The sequence below is a fragment of the Amycolatopsis sp. NPDC104587 genome, assembly GCF_055583645.1.
In genome coordinates this window covers 633,417-654,554 of record NZ_JBVJNO010000002.1, presented here as the reverse complement: position 1 = coordinate 654,554, position 21,138 = coordinate 633,417, and the positions used below count along the sequence as shown (strand labels likewise).

Here is a 21,138-nt window from a genome sequence, read left to right as displayed (position 1 = left end):
GCCCCACCGGGCATTTCCCGGCGGCGAAGACCACTCTCGACGGCGGCGGCGACAGCCCCCTGTCGGTGTTTACCGGACTTCCCGCAACGCGGTCAGGAACCCATCGGTGGTCACCCGGTCCCGGACGGCCAGCCGCAGGTGGTCCGGGCCGAGGCCCGGGAACGTGTCGCCGCGGCGGACCGCGTACCCCGCCTCCCGCAGCCGCGTGCGCAGCGAAGCGCCGTCCGGAACCCTCACCAGCACAAACGGGCCTCGCGGGTCACCCAGCACCGCGACACCGGCTGCCGTCAAGCGCGACACCAGGTAGTCGCGGTCGGCTTCCGCGGCGACGGCCAGCTTTTCGGCCTCCTCCAACGCGGACGGACGGCAGCACGCCACCGTCGCGACGCCGGCCAAAGTGGACACCGACCACGGCACCTGGACCGCGCGCAGCCCTGTGATCACCGCCGGCTGGGCGAGCACGTAGCCCGCGCGCAGCCCGGCCAGGCCCCACGTCTTCGTCAGGCTCCGCAGCACCACGACGCCCGGCACACCGTGGGCCAGGCTTTCGGCCTCGCCGGGGACGGCGTCCAGGAACGCCTCGTCGACCACCAGCGTCCGGCCGGGGCGGGTCAGGGCGAGCAGTGACTCCGCCGGGTGCAGCACCGACGTCGGGTTGGTCGGGTTGCCCACGAACACCAGGTCCGCGTCGGCGGGCACCGACGCCGGGTCGAGCACAAAACCGTCCTCTTCGGACAGGATCACGCGCGACACCGCGTGTCCCGCGGCGCGCAGCGCGGCCTCCGGTTCGGTGAACTGCGGGTGCACGACCACCGCGCGGCGCGGCCGGAACGCCGACGCCAGCAGTGTGAACGCCTCCGCGGCCCCCGCGGTGACCAGGACCTCCTCCGGAAGACGTCCGTGGCGCGCAGCCACCGCCCGCGTCGAATCCACAGTGGACGGATAGGCCGCGAGGGAGTCCAAAGCGGACGCCAGCTCGGCCCGCAGCCACGACGGCGGGCGCGGCAGCCGGACGTTCACCGCGAGGTCGACCAGCCCCGGCCCGACCTCGCGGTCGCCGTGGTGGTGCAGGTCGTAGCCCGCGGAGGCGGGATCAGACGCCGGCATGGGCCCGGACCCGCGCCGCGAACCGCTGCGCCAGCTCGGGATAGCCGGCCCAGTGGACGTGCAGGTAGGACGCGTGCAGCGTCGGCGACGCGAAGCCGTCCAGCTGCCGGTCCCAGCCCCAGGCCGCCGACGCGCCGTGCGACGGTGTCACCTCCGTGCGGTGGAACTCGTGCCCGGTGACACGCTGACCGGCCGCGGCCAGGACGTTGTCCTCGACGGCGACCGCACGCCGGTAACCGAGCTTGCCGCGGGCGGTCATCTTGGCGTCCGCGGGCAGCGCGCCGACCATCGGCACGCCGTCCAGCGACTGGCACAGGTACAGCAGCCCCGCGCATTCCGCGCTCACCGGCATACCCTGGGAGATCGCCGAAGCCACCTCGGCGCGCAACGCCGTGTTCGCCGACAGCTCCGCCGCGTGCACCTCGGGGAACCCACCGCCGAAGTAAAGCCCGGCGCAGCCCTCTGGCAACGCTTTGTCTCGCAACGGATCGACGTCGACGACGTCGACCCCGCAGGCGGCGAGCAGCTCGACGTTCTCGGTGTAGCGGAAGGTGAACGCGGGCCCGCCCGCGGCCGCGACCGTCACGCGCGGACCGTCCACACCGGACGGTTCCCACGGCGGCGTGGAGAGCGGAGACGCCGCCGAAGCGATCCGGACGATCGATTCGAGGTCGACGCCGTCCCGCACCCACGCGGCCAGCGCGGGCAGCACCCGGGAAGACTCCGCGGCCCGCTCGGCCGCCGGGACGAGCCCGAGGTGACGGCTCGGCGCGTGGATCTCTTCGTTGCGGTACAACGCTCCCAGCAGCGGGACACCGGTGGCTTCCAGCGCGGCCGCGATCTCGTCGAGGTGCCGCTGCGAACCCAGCTTGTTGAGGATGACCCCGGCCAGCCGCACTCGCGTGTCGTAGGACGCGAACCCGAGCACGGTCGCCGCGACACTGCGCGAGGCCGCCGACGCGTCGACGACCAGCACCACGGGCGCGTCCAGCAGCCGGGCCACATGCGCGGTCGAGGCGTACCCCTCGGTGCCCAACGCGCCGTCGAAAAGGCCCATCACGCCCTCGATGACGGCGATGTCGGCACCATGAGAACCGTGCCGCAGTAAGGGAATCAGAAGGTCTTCGCTTTGCAGGAACGGGTCGAGGTTGCGCGCCGGGCGTCCGGTCGCGAGGGCGTGGTAGCCCGGGTCGATGAAGTCCGGCCCGACCTTGTGCCCGGACACGCGGTGCCCGGCCTCGCGCAGCGCCGCCATCAGCCCGGCGGCGATCGTGGTCTTGCCGTGCCCCGAACCGGGCGCGGCGACGACCACGCGCGCTACCACTCGATCCCCCGCTGGCCCTTCTGGCCGGCGTCCATCGGGTGCTTGACCTTGGTCATCTCGGCGACCAGGTCGGCGGCCTCGACCAGCTCCGGCGGCGCGTACCGGCCGGTGATGACCACGTGCTGGTGCCCGGGACGCGAGACCAAGGTGGACACCACGTCGTCGACCTCGAGCCAGCCCCACTTGAGCAGGTAGGAGAACTCGTCGAGGACGTAGAAGCCGTGCGTCTCGGCGGCGAGCCGGCGCTTGATCTCCGCCCAGCCCTCCCGCGCGTTCGTCGCGTGGTCCTCTTCGGTGCCGGACTTGCGCGCCCAGCTCCAGCCCTCGCCCATCTTGTGCCACTCGACCGGCCCGCCCTCGCCGGTGTCTTCGTGCAGCTTCCCCAAAGCACGGAACGCGGCTTCCTCGCCGACGCGCCACTTCGCCGACTTGACGAACTGGAACACGCCGATCGACCAGCCCTGGTTCCAGGCCCGCAGCGCCATCCCGAACGCGGCCGTCGACTTGCCCTTCATCTCGCCGGTGTGCACGGCGAGCAGCGGTCGGTTGCGACGCTGGCGCGTGGTCAGCCCGTCTTCCGGCACCGCCGAAGGCTTTCCCTGCGGCATCAGGCGGCCCGTCCCGTCCGCGCGCGGACGGCGTCGGCCAGCGACTCCGCGGCGACGTCGGCCAACGGCACGTGCTCGCCGCCCAGGTGCGCGGCGAGGTCGGCGGCCAGCCCGAGCCGCATCTTCCCGCTCTCGCAGTCCATGACGACCGAAGTCACCCCGCTCAGCAGCCCGGCCGCGGCCTGGGCGCGCGCGACGGCGTCCGGGCCGCTGGTGGCGCGCCCGTCGGTGACGACGACCAGCAGCGGACGGCGGCGCGGGTCGCGGATCTCTTCGACGCGCAGCACGCGCGCGGCTTCCAGGAGACCTTCGGCCAGCGGCGTCCGGCCGCCGGTGGGCAGGCCTTCGAGGCGGGACGCGGCCGCGTCGACGCTGATCGTCGGCGGCAGCGCGAGCTCGGCGGTGGTGCCGCGGAAGGTGACGAGCCCGACCTTGTCCCGGCGCTGGTAGGCGTCGAGCAGCAGCGACAGGACCGCGGACTTGACCTCACGCATCCGGGCCTTCGCACCCATCGAGCCGGACGCGTCCACGCAGAAGAGGACGAGGTTGCCCTCACGGCCTTCGCGCAGCGCGAACCGCAGGTCCTCCGGCCGCAGCTTCAGGCCGGCGCCGTCGCGGCCGCGGGCTTTCTGGTGCGGGGCCGCGGCTTTGACGGTCGCGACCAGGTGTGGCCGCCCGTCCCGGACGCTCGGGGGCTGGACGCCGATGGTCCGCCCGCTGTCGGTGATCGCGCGCGAACGGCGTCCGCGCTCCCCCTCGCCCATGCCCTTGACGCGGAACACGCGGGCCTTGAACGTCTCGCCGGCGCCGACGGTCTTCTGCTGCCCGCCTTGGTTCTGCTGGGGCTGCTGCCCCTGCGGTGCGTCTCCCTGCGGAACTTCAGGCGTTTCGTCCGGTGTCGAACCCGAGCCGGGACCGTCGTCTTCGGGGCCCGGCTCCGGGGGCTGCGCGTCCTGAAGTGCCTGCTCCAGCTGCTCTTCGGAGATCCCGGGCGCGTCGAACGGGTTCCGGCGCCGCCGGTGCGGCAACGCGAGCCGCGCAGCGACGCGGACGTCGTCGGTGGTCACCTCGTCACGCCCCGCCCAGGCCGCGTGCGCGACCGCGGCCCGAGCGGTGACGATGTCTGCGCGCATGCCGTCGACCTCGAACGACGCGCAGATCTCGGCGATCTGGCGCAGCGCGTCGTCGGGCAGCTTGACCGCGGGCAGCAGCTTCTGCGCCGACTCGATCTCTTCGGCCAGCCGCGCGTCCTCGTCGGCGTACTGCGCGGCAAAACCGTCGGGGTCGGCTTCGTAGGCAAGACGACGCCGGACGACCTCGACGCGCTGCTCCGGGTCACGGCTGGAGGCGACCTCGACGGTCAGCCCGAAGCGGTCCAGCAGCTGCGGCCGCAGCTCGCCTTCCTCGGGGTTCATCGTGCCGATCAGGACGAACCGTGCGGCGTGCGACACCGAGACGCCCTCGCGCTCGACGGTCGCGCGGCCCATCGCGGCGGCGTCGAGCAGGGTGTCGACGAGGTGGTCGTGGAGCAGGTTGACCTCGTCGACGTAGAGCAGCCCGCGGTGCGCGGCGGCCAGCAGGCCGGGCTGGAAGTCCGTGACCCCTTCGGCGAGCGCGCGCTCCAGGTGCAGCGAGCCGATGACGCGGTCCTCGGCCGCGCCGACCGGCAGCTCGACCAGCTTGGCCGGCCGGCGGTGGCTCGACTGGCTCGACGCGCCTTCGTGCGGGCCGTCCGGGCAGAGCGGGTCGGGGGCCGTGGGGTCACAGGAGAACCGGCAGCCGTCCACGACGTCGACGCTCGGCAGCAGACCGGCCAGTGCCCGGACCATCGTCGACTTCGCGGTGCCCTTTTCGCCGCGCACCAGCACCCCGCCGACGGCGGGTGAGATCGAGGAGAGGACCAGCGCGAGACGCAGGTCCGGCAGCCCGACGACGGCGGTGAACGGGTACGGCTTCAACAGCACTCCTCCAGCTCGGCGACCGGCCGATCATCGCACAGCGCCCGGCTCGCTTAGGGTGGGAAATCGTGCGCGAAGAATCACGTCGACCGGCCCCGGGACACGCGGTCCCGGAGTGGGGTCCGGGGGACGGCCGGCCACGCCTGACGGTGGTGGGGATCGGGGCCGACGGGTGGGCCGGGCTCTCCGAACAGGCCCAGGCCCTGGTCCTCGGCGCCGACGTCGTCCTCGGCGCGCCCCGCCAGCTGGAGTACCTGCCGGGCGAGGTGGAAACCCGCCCGTGGCCCAGCCCGCTGCTACCCGGCCTCGACGCGCTGCTCGCCGAACACGACGGCGAACGCGTCTGCGTGCTGGCCAGCGGTGACCCCTTCCTCTCCGGCATCGGCACCACCCTGGTCGCGCACGGCTACGAGCTGGACGTCCTGCCCGCGTTGTCGTCCGTGACGCTCGCCCGGGCCCGGCTCGGCTGGTCGGCGGAGGAGACGGCCGTGGTCAGCGTGGTCGGCCGCGGCGTCGCGCGGGTGGCGCGGGTGCTCGCGCCCGGGCGTCGCGTGCTCGTCCTCGGCGCCGAAGTGGCTTCGCTGCGTTCGCTGCTCACCGTGCGCGGCTACGGCGAGAGCGAGCTGATCGCACTGGAGGGCCTGGGCGGCCCGGACGAGCGGATCGCCGACGGCTGGGAACACGACTCCGGCCCGCTGACCGTGCACGCGCTCGAGTGCGCCGGGCCCGCGCTGCCGCTGATCGGCGTGCCCGACGACGTCTACGCCCACGACGGCCAGCTCACCAAGCGCGACCTGCGTGTTTCCGCCCTGGCGCGGCTCGCGCCGAGCCCCGGCGAGCTGCTGTGGGACGTCGGCGCGGGCGCCGGCAGTGTCGGGATCGAGTGGTCACGGCTGCACGAGCTCAACCGCGCCATCGCGGTCGAGCAGGACCCCGAGCGCGCCGAGCGGATCGGCCGCAACGCGCTCGACCTGGGCGTGCCCGAGCTCCAGGTGGTCACCGGACCGGCGCCGGAGTCGCTGAGCGCGCTCCCCGCGCCGGACGCGATCTTCCTCGGCGGCGGTTTGACCACGCCGGGCCTGCTGGAGGTGTGCCTGGAGACCGGCGCCCGGATCGTCGCGCACGGCGTGACGCTGGAGGCCGAGACGATCCTGGCCCGGACGTACGCGCGGCTGGGTGGCGAGCTGCTGCGGATCGGCGTCGAGCGGGCGGCGGCGCTGGGGGCGTTCACCGGGTGGACCCCGGCCCGCGTCGTGACGCAGTGGAGCAGCCGATGACCGTCCACTTCGTCGGGGCCGGGCCGGGGGCCGCGGACCTGATCACCGTGCGGGGCCGGGATCTTCTCGGCCGCTGCGGGGTCTGCCTCTACCCCGGCAGCATGACGCCGACCGCGCTGCTCGCCCACTGCCCGCCCGGCGCGCAACTGGTCGACACCGCGAACCTCAGCCTCGACCGGATCGTCGAGCACCTCGTCGACGCTCACCGCGGCGGTCACGACGTCGTCCGGCTGTGCTCCGGTGATCCGTCTCTCTACAGCGCCGTCGCCGAGCAGATGCGACGTCTCGACGCCGCCGAAGTGCCGTACGAGGTCGTTCCCGGTGTGCCCGCCTTCGCCGCGTCGGCCGCCGTCCTCGGCCGGGAGCTCACCGTGCCGGAAATCGGCCAGAGCCTGGTGATCACCCGCGTGCAGGCGCGGTCCACCAAAATGCCGCCGACGGAAACCCTCGCCGCCTTCGCCGCCACCCGGGCGACGCTGGCGCTGCACCTCGCGATCAACCACGTCGAGCGCGTCACCGAGGAACTCTCTCCGCATTACGGCGCCGACTGCCCGGTCGCCGTCGTCGCGCTCGCGAGCCAGCCCGGTGAGACCGTCGTGCGCGGGGTGCTGGGCGAACTCCCCGCGCTGGTGCGCGAAGCCGGGATGACCCGCGCGGCCACCATCTTCGTCGGCCGGGTGCTCGCCGCGGCGGGCTTTCCCGACAGTTTCCTCTATTCCCGTGCCCGTGACCGGGCGGACCAACCGGAGTCGTTGTGACGGAACTGCGCTGGGGCCTGCTGGCCGCCGGGACCATCGCCGCCCACTTCGCCGCGGGCGTCGACGAGAGCAAGCACGGCAGGCTGACCGCCGTCGCGGCGCGGAACGCCGACCGGGCAAGGGACTTCGCGGCGCGCTTCGAGATCCCGAAGGCCTACGGGAGTTACGAAGACCTCCTCGCCGACCCCGAGGTCGACGCCGTGTACGTCTCGACACCGCACCCGATGCACAAGGAGTGGGCGATCGCGGCGGCCGAAGCGGGCAAGCACGTGCTGTGCGAGAAGCCGCTGACGGTGACCGCCGCCGACGCCGAAGAAGTGGTGGACGCGGCCCGCAAGCACGACGTCTTCCTGATGGAGGCGTTCATGTACCGGCTGCACCCGCAGACGCGGCGGCTGGTGCAGCTGATCGCGTCCGGCGCGATCGGCGAGGTGCGGGCGGTCGACACGACGTTCTCCTTCGCCGCCGAACCGGGGGACGCCGCGCGGCTCGCCGACCCCGCGCTGGGCGGCGGCGGGATCCTCGACGTCGGGTGTTACTGCACGTCGCTGGCCCGGCTGGTCGCGCAGGCCGCAACCGGGCTCGACGTCGTCGAACCCAGCGAGGTCAGCGGGATGGCGCTGCTGTCGAAGGACGGCGTCGACGAGTACGCCACCGGCCTGCTGCGGCTGCCCGGCGACATCCTGGCGACGATCTCGTGCGGCATCCGGCTGGCGCGGGAGGACAGCATCCGCGTGTTCGGCACCCAAGGTCAGCTCTACGTGCCGCAACCGGCGTGGATCCACCCGCTGCGGACCCCGGGGACGTCGCAGATCATCTTGACGTCGGCGGTCGGTGAGCAGGACGTCATCGAGGTCGAAGCGACACAGGGCGTCTTCGCGCGCGAAGCCGACCACGTTGCTACGCACGTCGAAGACCGGCAGTCCCCCGACCTGCCCTGGGCGGAGACGCTGGCCAACCTGCGGACGCTGGACCGGTGGCGCGAAGCGGTCGGCTACGGACGTTCTTCGTGATCCTCGTTCTCGGCGGAACCGGCGAAGCACGAAAACTGGCCGAAGCGCTTGTGACGCACGAAGTCCGCGTTGTCTCTTCGCTCGCAGGACGCGTCGCTCGGCCACGGCTGCCGGTCGGCGAAGTGCGCGTAGGCAGCTTCGGCGGTGTCGACGGCCTCGCGGGGTGGATCCGCGACAACGACATAGACGCCGTTGTCGACGCGACGCACCCCTTCGCGGAACGCATCGGCGCGAACGCGGCGCAGGCCGCCGAACGCACCGGCGTCCCCCTCCTCCGGCTCGCCCGGCCCGGCTGGACGCCCGGCCCCGGGGACGTCTGGCATTGGGCCGACGATCTAGCCGACGCCGCCAACCGGCTCCCCGACCTGGGCCACCGTGTCTTCCTGACCAGCGGCCGCCAGGGCCTGCCCGCCTTCGCGCACCTCGACGACCTGTGGTTCCTCATCCGCTGCGTCGATCCGCCGGAGCCGCCGCTGCCCCGCCACCACGAGCTGGTCCTCGCCCGCGGGCCGTACGAGGTGGCCGCGGAACGCGAACTGCTCGAGAAGGTCGACGTCCTGGTCACCAAGGACTCCGGCGGCACGCTGACCAGCGCCAAGCTGACCGCCGCGCGAGAGCTGGGCCGACCCGTCCTGCTCGTCCGGCGGCCGCCCCGGCCCGCCACCGAGAGCGTCACGACCGTGCCCGAAGCCGTCGAATGGGTCCTGAACCGATGAGCGAAGAGTTCTACGAGGTCCTGCGCAAACGCCGGGACGTCCGCGGCGAGTTCACCGGCGAGCCGATCCCGGACGCCACCCTGACGCGGATCCTCGAAGCCGCGCACGCCGCGCCGAGCGTCGGGCTCACGCAGCCGTGGGACTTCGTGCTCGTCGACGACCAGGCGACGCGCGAGAAGTTCGCGCAGCACGTCCACGAAGAGCGTGAGATCTTCGCGTCGCAGCTCGACGAAGAGCGCGCGGGCACCTTCGCGAACATCAAGATCGAGGGGATTCTCGAGGCGAGCCTCGGCATCGTCGTCACCTACGACCCGGCGCGCGGTGCGCCCGCGGTGCTCGGCCGGCACGCGATCGCCGACGCCGGCCTCTATTCGGTGTGCCTGGCCATCCAGAACCTCTGGCTCGCCGCCACGGCGGAAGGCCTCGGTGTCGGCTGGGTCAGCTTCTACCGCGAGCCGTTCCTGCGCGAACTGCTCGGCATCCCCGACGGCGTCCGGCCGGTCGCGTGGCTGTGCGTGGGCCCGGTCAGCCGCCTGGAGACCGTGCCCGACCTCGAGCGCCACGGATGGCGCACCCGCCGTCCCCTGGCCGCGGCGGTACACCACGGACGGTTCACCCCGCGTGACCCGGGGGCTGCGTCAGCGGCCGACCTCTGACCCGTTAGCGTTGCGCCGATGCGTCTGATTGCCGTAGCGCTGGGGTTGCTCTCGGCCTTGTGCGCGCTGGCTTTCCCCTTCCTGCCGGTGGTGCAGGACACGGCGGAGGTCGTCTGGCCGACCGGCAGCGACACCCGCTCCGTCAACGCGCCCTTGACCGGGTACTGGGCCCAGGACCTGCGCGCCGAACTGCCGTGCGCCGCCATCCGCTCGGTCGACGCCCGCACCGGCGGCCCGGGCCTGCTGTTCGCCACCGTGCCGGACGGCCGCACCGACCCGAACGCCGGCAAGGGCGTCGGCCTGCAGCTGCGGGTCGACAACGGCGTGCTGTTCGCTTCCAGCCAGGGCCAGCAGATCGCCCAGCAGCCGCTGCCCGCCGAGAAGTGCGACGTCGAGCTGGACGTCGACGCGTCGCAGATGACCCTGGCCGTGGCCGGGACGCCGATCTTCCACGCCGACGGCGACGTCCGGCCCCGCGTGGTCGGCATCTACTCCTCGATCAACTCCAGCAAGGACCCGATCGCCGGCCTGCACGTCTCGGTCGTGCCGGACACGCGCTACCAGACGTCGCCGACCGCGCTGAAGATCGCCGTCGGCGTGCTAGCGATCCTGTCGCTGATCGGCTGCATGATCGCGGTCTGGCGGCGCGACTCCGGCTTCGCACGCCGCGCCCCGCGCTGGGCGCCGGTCGGCTGGTGGCGGCTGACGCTGCGGGACACCACGGTGATCGTCGCGCTCGGCGCGTGGGTCTTCATCGGACCGGTGACCTCGGACGACGGGTACATCCTCACGATGGCCCGGGTCACCGAGCAGACCGGGTTCCTGACGAACTACCACCGCTGGTTCGGCGTCGCCGAAGCGCCGTTCGGCTGGTTCTACCACGTGTTCGAGCTGATGGCGCACGTCAGCGTCGTGCCACCGTGGATCCGGCTGCCGTCGTTCCTGCTCGGCGTGCTGAGCTGGCTGCTGATCAGCCGCGAGGTGATGCCGCGCCTGGGCACCCAGATCCGCACCAGCCGCCCGGCCAGCTGGGCCGCCGCGACGGTGTTCCTGATCTGGTGGATGCCCTACAACAACGGCGTCCGCCCGGAACCGGTCGCCGCGCTCGGCTCGCTGCTGGCGATCTGCGCGGTGGAACGCACGCTGGTCACGCGGCGGCTGCTGCCGCTGTGCCTCGGCCTGACCGCGGCCGGGTTCACCCTCGCCGCGACGCCGACCGGGCTGATCGCCGTGGCGCCGTTCCTGGTCGCCGCGCGGCCGCTGTTCAAGCTGGTCCGCCAGCGCGCGAACGACAGCGGCTGGCTGCCGGTGCTGGCGCCGGTCGCCGCGGCCGGGCTGCTCGTGCTGGTCGTGGTGTTCGCCGACCAGACGTTCGCGACCGTGCAGGAGGCCACCCGGATCCGCACCCAGGTCGGCCCGAACCTGTCGTGGTTCCAGGAGCTGGCGCGGTACCAGCTGCTGTTCGCCGACCTGCCGGACGGCTCGGCGCCCCGCCGGTTCCCGGTGCTGCTGGTCGGGCTCTGCACGGCGACCTGCCTGGTGATGCTGCTGCGCCGCGGGCGCATCCAGGGCGCGGCCCTCGGGCCCGCGCGCCGGCTGATCAGCACCACGGCGTTGTTCTTCCTGCTGCTGGCCCTGACCCCGACGAAGTGGACGCACCACTTCGGCGCGTTCGCCGCGGTCGGGGCGTCGATGGCGGCGCTGACCGCGCTCGCGACCGGCTCGACGGTGCTGCGGTCCAAACGCAACCGCGCCGCGTTCCTCGCCGGGCTCCTGGTGGTCGCCGCGCTGGCCGCGACCGGGCCCAACACCTACTGGTTCGTCTCGCGCCTCGGTGTCCAGTGGACGAACGTGGCGCCGTCGATCGGCGGCATCGGCCTGTCCACGATCCTGCTGGTGGCGGCCGCGATCGCGGGGATCTACGCGTTCGTGGAGAACGTCCGCGCGCACCGGCCCGGCTTGACCGCACAGCCGCAAGAAGGCCGGTTGCGCGCGCTGCGGCTCGGGTCGCTTTCGCTGGTGGTGGTCTGCGGCCTGGTGGCGGCGGGCGAGTTCGTCACGATGGCGTGGGCGATCCACAACCAGGCCGGCAGCTACAGCCTGGGCGCGGCGAACGTCGGGCACGTCTTCGGCAAGAGCTGCAACCTCTCCGACCACGTGATGGTGGAGCGCGACGCGGCGACGTCCATCCTGCACCCGCAGGCCGAGCAGCGGACGGTCGCCGAGGTGACCAAGCCGCCGGAGAACTCGCCACTGCCGAACCCGGACCGCGACAACGGCCGCGTCCAGACCGGCTTCCACACCCGCCCGGTCGACGACAAGGACCCGCTGGCCGAGCCGCCGCACGGGTTCACCCCGGAGACCGTGCCGATGTGGTCGAGCTTCCTCGACCCGGAGACGCGCGCGGGCCGCCTGCGCAGCGACTGGTACGCGCTGACGGAGAAGCCCGCGGACGGCCAGGTCGTGGTGGCGACGGCCGGCGCCGCTCGCCGCCCGACGTCGGTCAGCCTCGACTACGGCGTCAGCACCCCGGAGGGCGTGAAGATCCTCCGCAGCCAGTTCATGCTCCCGCCGGGCTCGGGCACCGGCGGCTGGAACGACACCCGCATCAACCTGCGCGACCTCCCCCCGGAGACCAACGCGGTCCGCATCAACATCGTCGACAACGACCTGACGGAGGACGGCTGGATCGCGGCGTCGGCCCCGCGCGTCCCGACGTTCACGACGCTGACGGACAAGATCGGCACCAAGCCGGTGTACATCGACTGGCCGGCGTCGTTCGTGTACCCGTGCGCCCAGCCGGTGACCTCCCACGACGGGATTTCCCAGGTCCCCGAGTACCGCATCACGGCGGGCGGCCTGGCGGACGAGGCGGAGTGGGCGTCGTCGACGAACGGCGGGCCGATCGGCTGGCTCGAGGAGCTGGCCGAGGAGCCGGAGGTGCCGAGCTACCTGATCGGCCAGCCGAGCCAGTCGTGGGGCCAGCTGCTGCAGATCGAGCCGTTCACCGAGGGGATAGCGCCTACGGTGGTCCACGGGGAGAAGACGGTGCCGGGCTGGTGGTCACCGGGTCCGGGACCGCGGCAGCCGAACGGCAAGGACCCGACGCGCTAGGTCAGGGCCGGGTCCACGCCGGACGGCGGTGGAGCCGGAACCCGGCCCGCCCGAGGTTGGCCGCGCTGACCGACCCGGGCCGGGCCGTCGCCACGGCCAGCGTGCACCCCGCTTCGGCCGCCACCTGAAGGCGGCGCCGCAGCAGCTCGGCCTGCGCGCCGCGGCCGCGGTGCCCGGGCAGGGTCGACGCGGCCCCGAGCACCGCGACGTCGTCGTGGATCGTCAGGGCCGCCGCCGCGATCGGCGTTTCCCGCTCCAGCACCAGGAACCGCCGCACCGCCGGGTGCCGGTGTTCCGCGGCCATGAACTCTGCGACGCGTCCGCCGGTCTCGAACCCGGCCAGCAGAACCCGCGAGAAGACGCCGCCATCAACGTCGTCCGAAGGCGGGCCGGACGCGGGACGCGGCTCCAGCGGCCGGGTGGCCAGCAGGCGGTCCGGCGTCCGCACGAACCCCTCGAGCGGCCCCTCGGACACCACTGTCGGCCGGACACCCGCCCAGCCGGGCCCGGCCACGAAGCCGGGCACCGCAGGCAGCGTTTCGGGAGTCACGCCGGTCACCGTCGCGAGGAAGCTCAGCTCGGGGTCGGTCGCCAGCACGGCGAGCAACCCCGCCTCCTCCCACGCCCGGAACCGCCCCGGCACCCCCGCGGCCACCGCCGCTTCGCAGGCCAAGGCCATCCGGCGGTGCACCGCCCGCTCGGCTCGGCGCACGTCCGTCGTCACCGCTGACCGCACGGCGGTTCGTAGGGCAGCTCCGGGAAGTACTGTCCCCAGTCCGCGGCGGTCAGCGTCGGCACCGCGATCCGGCAGATCGCCGCCGCGGCGAGGTCGGGGTTCGTCTCCCACCGCTGCCCGCCCGCCAGCACCACCGTGTGGCCGTCCGGGTTCAGCACCGCGCCGCCCGCGATGCCCGGCTCCAGTTCGGCGAGCTGGGCGGGGTGGGCCGGGTCGCTCACGTCCCACAGCCGGGCCGTGCGGTCGGAGCCCGTGGTCACCATCCGGGTGCCCGCCGGGTCGAACACGACCGCGCCCAGCTCGTCCGAGTGTCCGGCCAGCGGCGGCAGCGGCGCCCGGTCGGCGACCGTCCAGCGGTGCACCGTCCGGTCGGAGCTGCCTGCCACCAGCACCCGCCCGTCCGGCCGGAACGCGACCGTGCCCGCCGCCCCGGACCCGACATCGAGCGTGGCGATCCGCGCGGGGTCGCGGCCCACGTCCCAGAGGAACACCGCCGAGGGCTGCGACTTCTGGCTGTAGGCCAGGGTCCGGCCGTCCGGGGCGAACGCGGCCGAAAACACGGTCCCGGCGTACGGGCTCGCCAGGGTGACCGGCGCCGCGAACCGGCGCGGGTCGCTCACGTCCCACAACGCCAGCGGCCCGTTGTCGTAGCCGGTCGCCAGGCGGCGGCCGTCCGGGCTGAACGCCAGCGAGTACGTCCTCGGCGCGGCCGCCGACGCGATCTGCCGCGGGTGCGCGGGATCCGAGACGTCCCACCGCGTCAGCAGGCCCCGTGCCACCGCCGTCGACGGACCGGTGAGCAGCGCGACGACGACCGTGCGGCCGTCCGGGCTCAGCGCCGTCGCCGTGACCGCGCCGGGCAGGCCGCTGAGCCGGCCGGCCAGGCGCGGCGCGCCCGGCTCGGCGAACGACCACAGCTGGACGTCGTCGGCGCCCGTGGCGACCAGGACCCGCCCGTCCGGGGAGAAGCCGACCGGGACCGAGACGCGGGTCAGCTCCACCGCCGGGACGTCGTAGAGCCGGACGGTCTGGTCGGCCGCGGCGCTCACCAGGGACCGCCCGTCGGGGGTGTAGCCGACCCAGACCGCCGAGTTCGTGTGCCCGGGCAGCTGCGTCAGCTGGCGGCCGGTCGCGACGTCCCACACGCGCACCAGCTGGTCGTCGACCGTGGCGAGCGTGCGGCCGTCCGGGCTGAACGCCGCCATCCAGACGATGCCGTTGTGCGGGAGGTCCCGCAGCGGCCGCGGCGCACGCGGGTCCGTGACGTCCCAGAGCCGCGTCCGGCTGTCCCAGCCGGTCGAGGCCAGTGTCCGCCCGTCGGGGCTGAACGCGTCCAGGTCCACCAGGTCCGTGTGGCTGGTGAACGTCGAGAGCCACGCCGGGTGCGCCGGGTCCCGGAGGTCCCACAGCTGCGTGGTCCGGTCGTTGCTCACCGCGAGGGTGGCGCCGTCCGGGCTGAGCACGGCCTTCTCGTACTGCTCGGGCCCGGAGCCGGGGAGCATGACGAGCTGCTTCGGGGCGTCCATGTCGGAGATGTCGGTGATCCGGGTCGTGTCGTCCCGGCCCGCGGTCACGAGCGTGCGGCCGTCGCGGCTGATCTGCGCGTTGTAGACGGTGTCGGTGTGCCCGCGCGCCAGTCCGCGGGACACCGGCCGCCGCGGGTCGCGCAGGTCCCACAGCCGGAACGCGTGGTCGTCGGTCGCGGTCACGAGGATCCGGCCGTCTTCGCCGAGCGCCACCGGGTAGTGCGGTTTGCCGACCTCCGGCAGGGTCGACAGCAACGCCGGGTGCCGCGGGTCGGCGATGTCCCAGACCTGCACGGTCCGGGTCGCGCCCGCGACGACCATGAGGTGCCCGGCGAGGGCGACCGCGCTGTCGTGCCCCAGCGGTTCGGGGAGACCGACCCGGGTGGCGAACGGCGTGCTCAACGCGCCCAGCAGGCTGTCCCGCGTCTCCGGCAACGGCGCCAGCCGGTAGGCGGCCAGGCTCAGCTGGACCGACAGCGCGGGGTTGGTCTGCCGCAGGTCCGCCGCGTCGCCGACGGCTTTCCGCGCCAGCGCGACGTTGCGCTGGTCGGTCGCCGTTCGGGAGGCGTCGATCGCGAAGCCCGTCGCGACGCCCGCCAGGATCAGCAGCACGCCCAGCAGCGCCGCGAGCTGACGCAGCCGCCGGGTACGCCGCCGGACCGCGTCCGCCTCGGCCGTGGCCTGCGCGCGGCCGGCGTCGAGGAAAGCCTGTTCACGCGCGGTGAGCGCGCCCGGCGAGCGGGCGGCCCACTCGGTCGCGAGGCCGAGCCGGGTGCCGCGGTAGAGGCTGCCCGCGTCGCGGTCCAGGGACTCCCAGAGGTCGGTGGCTTCGGCGAGCTGCCTGTGCAGGCGGTGGCCTTCGCGGTCTTCGGCGAGCCAGTCCTGCAGCCGCGGCCAGCTGCGGATCAGGGCTTCGTGGGCGATCTCGGCGCCGTCGCGGTCCAGCGCCAGCAGGCGGGCGGCCGCGAGCCGCTCGAGGACCTCGGCCGTCGCCGGGTCGTCGTCGAGCTCGCGGCGCCGCAGCCGGCGCTTGGTGTCTTCGGTGCCGTCGCCGAGCGCGGTCAGCCGCAGGAAGATCTGCCGGACCTTCGCCTGCTGCCCCGGTTCGAGCTCGCCGTAGACGGCTTCGGCGGTGTGCGCGACGGCGTTGCGGATGCCGCCCGTGGCCTCGTACCCGGCGAGGGTGAGGGTGATGCCCTGCCGCCGCCGCCAGGTCTCGAGCAGCGCGTGCGAGACCAGCGGCAGCACCGCGGGACGGCCGGCGGCGTCCGCCACCAGGGTCGTGACCAGCGCGGACTCCACCTGGCACCCCTGCCGGACGGCCGGCTCGACGATCGCGGTCCGCAGCTCGTCCGCCGTCATCGGGCCGACCAGGACCTGGGCGTCGCGCAAGGCGTCGACGAGCTCGGCGTGCCGCCCGCAGTGGCCGTAGAAGTCGGCACGGACCCCGATGACGACCTGGCTGCCGTGCTCGTCACCGGCCCGCTCGAGCAGCGCGGCGACAAACGCGGCGCGCTCGACGTCGTCGGGGCAGAGGGTGAAGACCTCCTCGAACTGGTCGACGACCAGCAGGCCGCCGGGCTCGGCGAGGGCGTCCGCGCACTGGCTCAGCGGGTGCTCACCGGGTGTGCGGACCCGCGCCGGCCCGGCACCGGCCAGCCCGGCCCGCAGCAGCGACGACTTTCCCGAGCCCGACGCGCCGAACACCCCGACGAACCGCCGTTCGCGCAGCTTCGCGGTCAGCTCGCCGACCAGCTTCTCGCGCCCGAAGAACCGGCCGGCGTCGGTGCGCTGGAACGCGGCCAGCCCGAGGTACGGGGTCTCCGTCTCGGGGCCGGGTGTGCTGCCGGCCGTCAGGCTCGCGGAGACCTCCCGCCAGCGTGTCTCCCACTCCCCGGTGTCGCCGCCGCACGCGGTGACGTACGCCGTGGTGAGCGCGAGCCCGGGCAGCTTGCGGCCGCCCGCGGCGTCGGACAGCGCGGCCGCCGAGTAGCCGGCGCGCGCGGCGAGCGTCCGGTAGGTCGGGCCGCCCGCCTCCTCCCGCAGCCGCCGCAGCCCGGCGGCGAACCCGACCACGGCGTCCTCGCCCGGCCCGAGCGGCCCCTCACGTCGCGCCACCGGCGTCCCCCCGTTTTCGCGTTCTGGTCATTGTTCACCGGAACCGGCCCGACACTGGACAGGTTTTCCGCGTTAGACACGACGGTGTGATGACGCGCAGCCTGGGGAAACTGCTCAAGGTCGTCGCCGCCGGTGTGCCGGTGGCGCCCGCACCCGCCGACGGTATCGAGGTGGTCGGGTCCGTGTCGCCGGACCCGGGCGCGGTTCTCGGCGCCCTTTCGGCCGCCCGGCCGGACGTCCTCCTGCTCCGGCCCGCCGGCCGCGCCGGGCTCGCGGTGATCCGGCACGCCGGCCGCACCCCGGTGCTGGTGCTGACCGCACCGGACGACGGCGAGCTGGTGGTCGCGGCGATGCGCGCGGGCGCCCGCGGGCTCCTGCACGACGACGTCGGCCCGGCCGACCTGGCCCGCGCGATCCGGGTCGTCGCGGGCGGCGCCGCGGTGTTCGGCGAGGACGCCGCCGACCGGCTGTACGCGCGGCTGACCGGGCTCGCGCCGGGCCTGCCCGAGCTGACCGCCCGCGAGCGCGAGGTCCTCGGCCTGCTCGCCGATGACCTGGGCAACCTGGCGATCGCCGCCCGGCTGAACCTCGCGCCGAAGACGGTGCGCAACGTCGTCTGCGCCGTCCTGGCCAAGTTCGGCACGGCCGACCGGGCGGCCGTCGTCGCCCGGGCCCGCGACGCCGGGCTGGGTCAGTAGCTGCGCGGGGTCCAGACGACGCCGTGCTCCGCGCGGGTCCGCGACGAGCCGACGATCAGCAGGCAGCGCATGTCCACTGTGGACGGATCGAGGTCGCCGAGCGTGGTGACCCGGACGTCCTCCTCCGGGCCGCCGACGTCCCGCGCCACCACGACCGGGGTCGCCGGGTCGCGGTGCCGGAGCAGCACCTGACGCGCCGAAGCCAGCTGCGTCGTGCGGGACCTGGAAGCCGGGTTGTACAGCGCCAGCACCAGGTCGGCGGCGCCCGCCGCGTCCAGCCGGCGCTCGATGACCTCCCACGGCTTGAGCCGGTCGGACAGCGAGAGCACGCAGTAGTCGTGCCCGAGCGGCGCGCCGACGCGGGACGCGGCCGCCTGCGCCGCCGTCACCCCCGGCACGATCCGGACGCGCACCCCGGCGCCGTGGCCGAGCGACACCTGCTCCAGCACCGCCGAAGCCATCGCGAAGACCCCGGGGTCACCCGACGAGACGACGGCGACCCGCGCGCCCGACGCGGCCAGCTCGAGAGCCTCCCGAGCCCGGTCCGCCTCGACGCGGTTGCCCGACGCGTGCCGCTGCTGCCCGGCCTTCTGCGGCACCCGCGCGACGTACGGGCCGTACCCGACAACGTGCTCGGCGGCCGCAAGCTCCGTCACGGCCTCCGGGGTCAGCCACTCCGGGCCCGCCGGGCCGAGGCCGACCACGACGACCTCACCACCCGTGGCGGCCGCAGGAACCGGAGCCGCGGCGGGAGCCTGACGGGACGCGTAAGCCGGCGACGGCAGCAAGGCCAGCGAGAAGTACGGCACGGACTCGGGATCCACCTCGGCCAGCGGCTCGATCCGCTGCTGCCCCCAGGTCGCGCGCTCGACGTACACGGCGTCGTCGAGCTTCCCGGCCTCTTCGAGGGCCTCCCGCACCGAGCCGAAGGTGCGGCCCAGCTTGAGGACGGCCGCCGCGTCCGTGTCGGCGAGCCGCCGCGCCAGCTCGGGCGCCGGGAGCGTGCCCGGGAGCACGGTCAGCACCTCGTCGCGCTGGACCAGCGGGCGGCCGAGCACGGACGACGCCGCGCTCACCGACGTCACCCCGGGCACGACCACGGCGGGGAACCGGCCGGACAGCCGTTCGTGCATGTACATGTACGAGCCGTAGAAGAACGGGTCGCCTTCGCAGAGCACCACGACGTCGCGGCCCGCGTCGAGGTGTTCGGCGAGGCGTTTCGCGCTCAGCTCGTAGAAGTCGGCGATCGCGCCTTCGTACCCGCCGGGGTGGTCGGTGGTCTCGGTCGTGACCGGGTAGACGAGCTTCTCCTCGATCTGCCCGTCCCGCAGGTACGGCTCGGCGACCGACCGCGCGATGCTCCGGCCGTGGCGCGCGGAGTGGTAGGCGATCACGGACGCTTCGGAAATCAGGCGCGCGGCCTTGACCGTCATCAGTTCGGGATCGCCGGGGCCGAGCCCGACGCCGTAGAGCGTGCCGGTCATTCTTCGACGCTCGCGAGGGCGTTGACGGCCGCGACGGCCATGGCGCTGCCGCCGCGCCGCCCGTGCACCACCAGGTAGGGCGCCGGGGCCTGCTTGGCGAGCTCGACCTTCGACTCGACCGCGCCGACGAACCCGACCGGCACGCCGATGATCGCCGCGGGCGCGCCGACCCCTTCGTCGAGGATCTCCAGCAGCCGGAAGAGCGCGGTCGGCGCGTTGCCGATCGCCACGACCGAGCCGGGCAGCCGGTCGCGCCACAGCTCCAGCGCCGCCGCCGAACGCGTGGTGCCCATCCGCTCGGCGAGCGACGGGACCTTGGGGTCGGACAGCGTGCAGACGACGTCGTTGCCCGCGGGCAGGCGGCGGCGCGTCACACCGCTGGCGATCATCTGCGCGTCGCACAGGATCGGCGCGCCCGCCTCGAGCGCGGCGCGGCCCGCTTCGACGACGTCGAGCGAGTAGCGCAGGTCGTCGACCAGATCGACCATGCCGCAGGCGTGGATCATCCGGACCGCGAGGCCCGCCACGTCGTCGGGCAGGATCGCCAGGTCCGCCTCCTCGCGGATCGTGGCGAACGAGTGCCGGTAGATCTCGGCACCGTCCCGCAGGTAGTCGATCACAGAGTTCCCTTCAGCTCGTCGAGCGGCATCCACCGGCCGTCGACCCGGTAACCGCCGTCCTCGGCGACCACGTCCACATGGGACTGCGACGGCTTCCCGCACCGCCGTTCACAACCCGAGAAGTGCGCGCGCAGGCCCGGCCGGAACACGGCGTCGGCCCGCACGTCGCCCCGCGACTTCGCGCAGCCGGGGCGCCCGATGCAGGCGCTGGTGCCCAAGGTCTCGCCGCCGAAGCCCAGCCGTTCGAAGACGTCCACGGGCACGTCCGGCAGGACCACGGACTTCCACGGCGTGACCAGCGCCGGGCCGAAACCGGCCAGGGCTCGCGCCTGCGTGGCCGAGAGCTGCCCGAACCGCGGCACGACGGCCGCCGCGAGACCGCGGTCGCGCTTGATGAGCCCAGCCGGGACTTCGGCCGGGAGCCGCGGCGCCGGCGTTCCCCGCCAGGCCGGGTCGTCGAGCTCCGCGACCCGCCAAGCCGAGCCGCGCACGCGGAGGAAGTCGAGCGCGACCTCGGCCAGCGCCGCGACGGCGTCCGCGCGGGCCACCGGCCGTCCGGTGTCGCCACCGGCGAGCAGCAGGGCTCCTTCGTCCGCGTCGAGCGCGCGCCAGCAGACGTCGGCGCCTTCCCCCGCGACGTCACCCCGGCCGTCGTCGAAAGCGAAGAGGAAGCGCCCGGGCAGCGACGCCAGCTCGGGGACCGAGCACAGCAGCAGGTCCAGCGACACGGCCAGCCCGCGGACGTCGGCGAGGCCACCGCGCAGGCCGCTCAACGGCGACGCGAGGACGTTCCGGACCCGCTCGTGCGACGGCGACGGCAGCAGCCCGGCGTCGGTCAGCCGGCCCGCGAGGCCGGGCCGGGTCACGCCGCGCAGCTGGACGTTGCCGCGTGAGGTCAGGTGGAGGTCGCCGTCACCGCAGGCTTCGGCGCAGTCGGCCAGCGCGCGCAGCTGCGCCGCGGAAACCGCACCGCCGGGCAGCCGGACCCGCGCCAACGGGCCGTCCGCGGCGTCGTGCGGCGCGAAAACACCGGGGCACGCGTCGGCTCGCACACGCGCGGGGGTCGGCATGGGCTCACTGTAACTCGCGGTTCTCCGGCTCCTCCGGGGCCGAACGCGGCCGGATCCGGGCCGTTCCCGCGTCGAGGTCCACGTCACGCCAGGGAGGCGCGCCTTCGGCGTCCTGCTCGACGAGCATCGACATCGTCTCCCGGTGGTCCAGCTCACGCCGTTTCGTGCCGTAGAGGAAGGCGGTCGTCTCCTCGATGTAGGTCGCGGACAGCCGCGCCTTGAAGCGCGAGCCGTTCTTGCGCGGGCGCAGCTCGATCGCGGCCATGACCAGCAGGATCACGACGCCGCCCGGAAGAGCCAGCCCCAGCCAGGTTCCCATGCCCGGTGAACGGTTGACCGCCGGTCAGGTTTCCCG

General features: G+C 74.0%; 17 protein-coding genes. 7 read left to right on the top strand and 10 right to left on the bottom strand.

Going from position 1 to position 21,138, the window contains the following annotated elements:
- Positions 1-69: 69 nt before the first annotated feature.
- Genes cobC through ACZ61C_RS07420 form a run of 4 tightly spaced genes read right to left on the bottom strand, consistent with a single transcriptional unit; the run spans position 70 to position 4,997 of the window.
- Entirely contained in the window at positions 70-1,107 is a 1,038-nt protein-coding gene (gene cobC / locus ACZ61C_RS07435) for an Rv2231c family pyridoxal phosphate-dependent protein CobC (RefSeq protein ID WP_465303898.1), read from the bottom strand.
- Complete coding sequence (locus tag ACZ61C_RS07430) at positions 1,094-2,431, bottom strand: cobyrinate a,c-diamide synthase (protein ID WP_465303896.1); 1,338 nt, start codon at positions 2,429-2,431, stop codon at positions 1,094-1,096. The genes cobC and ACZ61C_RS07430 overlap by 14 nt, the downstream gene beginning before the upstream one ends.
- Positions 2,425-3,039 carry a cob(I)yrinic acid a,c-diamide adenosyltransferase gene (gene cobO, locus ACZ61C_RS07425; RefSeq protein WP_465303894.1) on the bottom strand — a complete coding sequence of 205 codons (615 nt, stop codon included), beginning with the start codon at positions 3,037-3,039 and terminating at the stop codon, positions 2,425-2,427. The genes ACZ61C_RS07430 and cobO overlap by 7 nt, the downstream gene beginning before the upstream one ends.
- Entirely contained in the window at positions 3,039-4,997 is a 1,959-nt protein-coding gene (locus ACZ61C_RS07420) for a putative cobaltochelatase (RefSeq protein ID WP_465303892.1), read from the bottom strand. Before ACZ61C_RS07420 ends, cobO begins: the two co-directional genes overlap by 1 nt.
- Before the next feature lie 68 nt (positions 4,998-5,065).
- Between ACZ61C_RS07420 and cbiE the strand changes: the two genes are divergently transcribed.
- Genes cbiE through ACZ61C_RS07390 form a run of 6 tightly spaced genes read left to right on the top strand, consistent with a single transcriptional unit; the run spans position 5,066 to position 12,531 of the window.
- The gene (gene cbiE / locus ACZ61C_RS07415) at positions 5,066-6,274 is read left to right on the top strand and encodes a precorrin-6y C5,15-methyltransferase (decarboxylating) subunit CbiE (RefSeq protein WP_465303890.1); all 1,209 of its coding nucleotides are present in this window, start codon (positions 5,066-5,068) and stop codon (positions 6,272-6,274) included.
- Positions 6,271-7,032 carry a precorrin-4 C(11)-methyltransferase gene (gene cobM / locus ACZ61C_RS07410; RefSeq protein WP_465303888.1) on the top strand — a complete coding sequence of 254 codons (762 nt, stop codon included), beginning with the start codon at positions 6,271-6,273 and terminating at the stop codon, positions 7,030-7,032. The genes cbiE and cobM overlap by 4 nt, the downstream gene beginning before the upstream one ends.
- Positions 7,029-8,045 (top strand): Gfo/Idh/MocA family protein, encoded by a 1,017-nt coding sequence (locus ACZ61C_RS07405; RefSeq protein WP_465303886.1) that lies wholly within the window; start codon positions 7,029-7,031, stop codon positions 8,043-8,045. The genes cobM and ACZ61C_RS07405 overlap by 4 nt, the downstream gene beginning before the upstream one ends.
- Positions 8,042-8,761, top strand: a complete 720-nt coding sequence (locus tag ACZ61C_RS07400; RefSeq protein ID WP_465303884.1) for a cobalt-precorrin-6A reductase — start codon at positions 8,042-8,044, stop codon at positions 8,759-8,761. Before ACZ61C_RS07405 ends, ACZ61C_RS07400 begins: the two co-directional genes overlap by 4 nt.
- Positions 8,758-9,417 (top strand): 5,6-dimethylbenzimidazole synthase, encoded by a 660-nt coding sequence (bluB, locus tag ACZ61C_RS07395; RefSeq protein WP_465303882.1) that lies wholly within the window; start codon positions 8,758-8,760, stop codon positions 9,415-9,417. The genes ACZ61C_RS07400 and bluB overlap by 4 nt, the downstream gene beginning before the upstream one ends.
- 18 nt (positions 9,418-9,435) lie before the next feature.
- The gene (locus ACZ61C_RS07390) at positions 9,436-12,531 is read left to right on the top strand and encodes an arabinosyltransferase domain-containing protein (RefSeq protein ID WP_465303880.1); all 3,096 of its coding nucleotides are present in this window, start codon (positions 9,436-9,438) and stop codon (positions 12,529-12,531) included.
- 1 nt (position 12,532) lies between these two features.
- Here ACZ61C_RS07390 and ACZ61C_RS07385 read toward each other — a convergent pair whose 3' ends face one another.
- Together ACZ61C_RS07385 and ACZ61C_RS07380 are read right to left on the bottom strand one after the other, a co-directional pair.
- The gene (locus ACZ61C_RS07385; protein ID WP_465303878.1) at positions 12,533-13,255 is read right to left on the bottom strand and encodes a GNAT family N-acetyltransferase; all 723 of its coding nucleotides are present in this window, start codon (positions 13,253-13,255) and stop codon (positions 12,533-12,535) included.
- Positions 13,252-16,911: an nSTAND1 domain-containing NTPase gene (locus ACZ61C_RS07380; RefSeq protein WP_465303876.1), complete on the bottom strand. Its 3,660-nt coding sequence runs from the start codon at positions 16,909-16,911 to the stop codon at positions 13,252-13,254. Before ACZ61C_RS07380 ends, ACZ61C_RS07385 begins: the two co-directional genes overlap by 4 nt.
- 89 nt (positions 16,912-17,000) lie before the next feature.
- On the opposite strand from ACZ61C_RS07380, the gene ACZ61C_RS07375 reads away from it, so the two are divergent.
- Positions 17,001-17,609: a LuxR C-terminal-related transcriptional regulator gene (locus ACZ61C_RS07375; RefSeq protein ID WP_465303874.1), complete on the top strand. Its 609-nt coding sequence runs from the start codon at positions 17,001-17,003 to the stop codon at positions 17,607-17,609.
- Here the strand turns inward: ACZ61C_RS07375 and ACZ61C_RS07370 are convergent.
- The 4 genes from ACZ61C_RS07370 to ACZ61C_RS07355 are packed head-to-tail and all read right to left on the bottom strand — an operon-like array spanning position 17,603 to position 21,102.
- Positions 17,603-19,093 (bottom strand): precorrin-2 C(20)-methyltransferase, encoded by a 1,491-nt coding sequence (locus ACZ61C_RS07370; protein WP_465303872.1) that lies wholly within the window; start codon positions 19,091-19,093, stop codon positions 17,603-17,605. The two genes, ACZ61C_RS07375 and ACZ61C_RS07370, sit on opposite strands and share 7 nt — an antisense overlap.
- Positions 19,090-19,713 (bottom strand): precorrin-8X methylmutase, encoded by a 624-nt coding sequence (locus ACZ61C_RS07365; protein ID WP_465303870.1) that lies wholly within the window; start codon positions 19,711-19,713, stop codon positions 19,090-19,092. The genes ACZ61C_RS07370 and ACZ61C_RS07365 overlap by 4 nt, the downstream gene beginning before the upstream one ends.
- Positions 19,710-20,783 (bottom strand): precorrin-3B synthase, encoded by a 1,074-nt coding sequence (locus tag ACZ61C_RS07360; RefSeq protein WP_465303868.1) that lies wholly within the window; start codon positions 20,781-20,783, stop codon positions 19,710-19,712. The genes ACZ61C_RS07365 and ACZ61C_RS07360 overlap by 4 nt, the downstream gene beginning before the upstream one ends.
- A 4-nt stretch (positions 20,784-20,787) precedes the next feature.
- Entirely contained in the window at positions 20,788-21,102 is a 315-nt protein-coding gene (locus ACZ61C_RS07355) for a DUF6191 domain-containing protein (protein WP_465303866.1), read from the bottom strand.
- Positions 21,103-21,138: the final 36 nt, after the last annotated feature.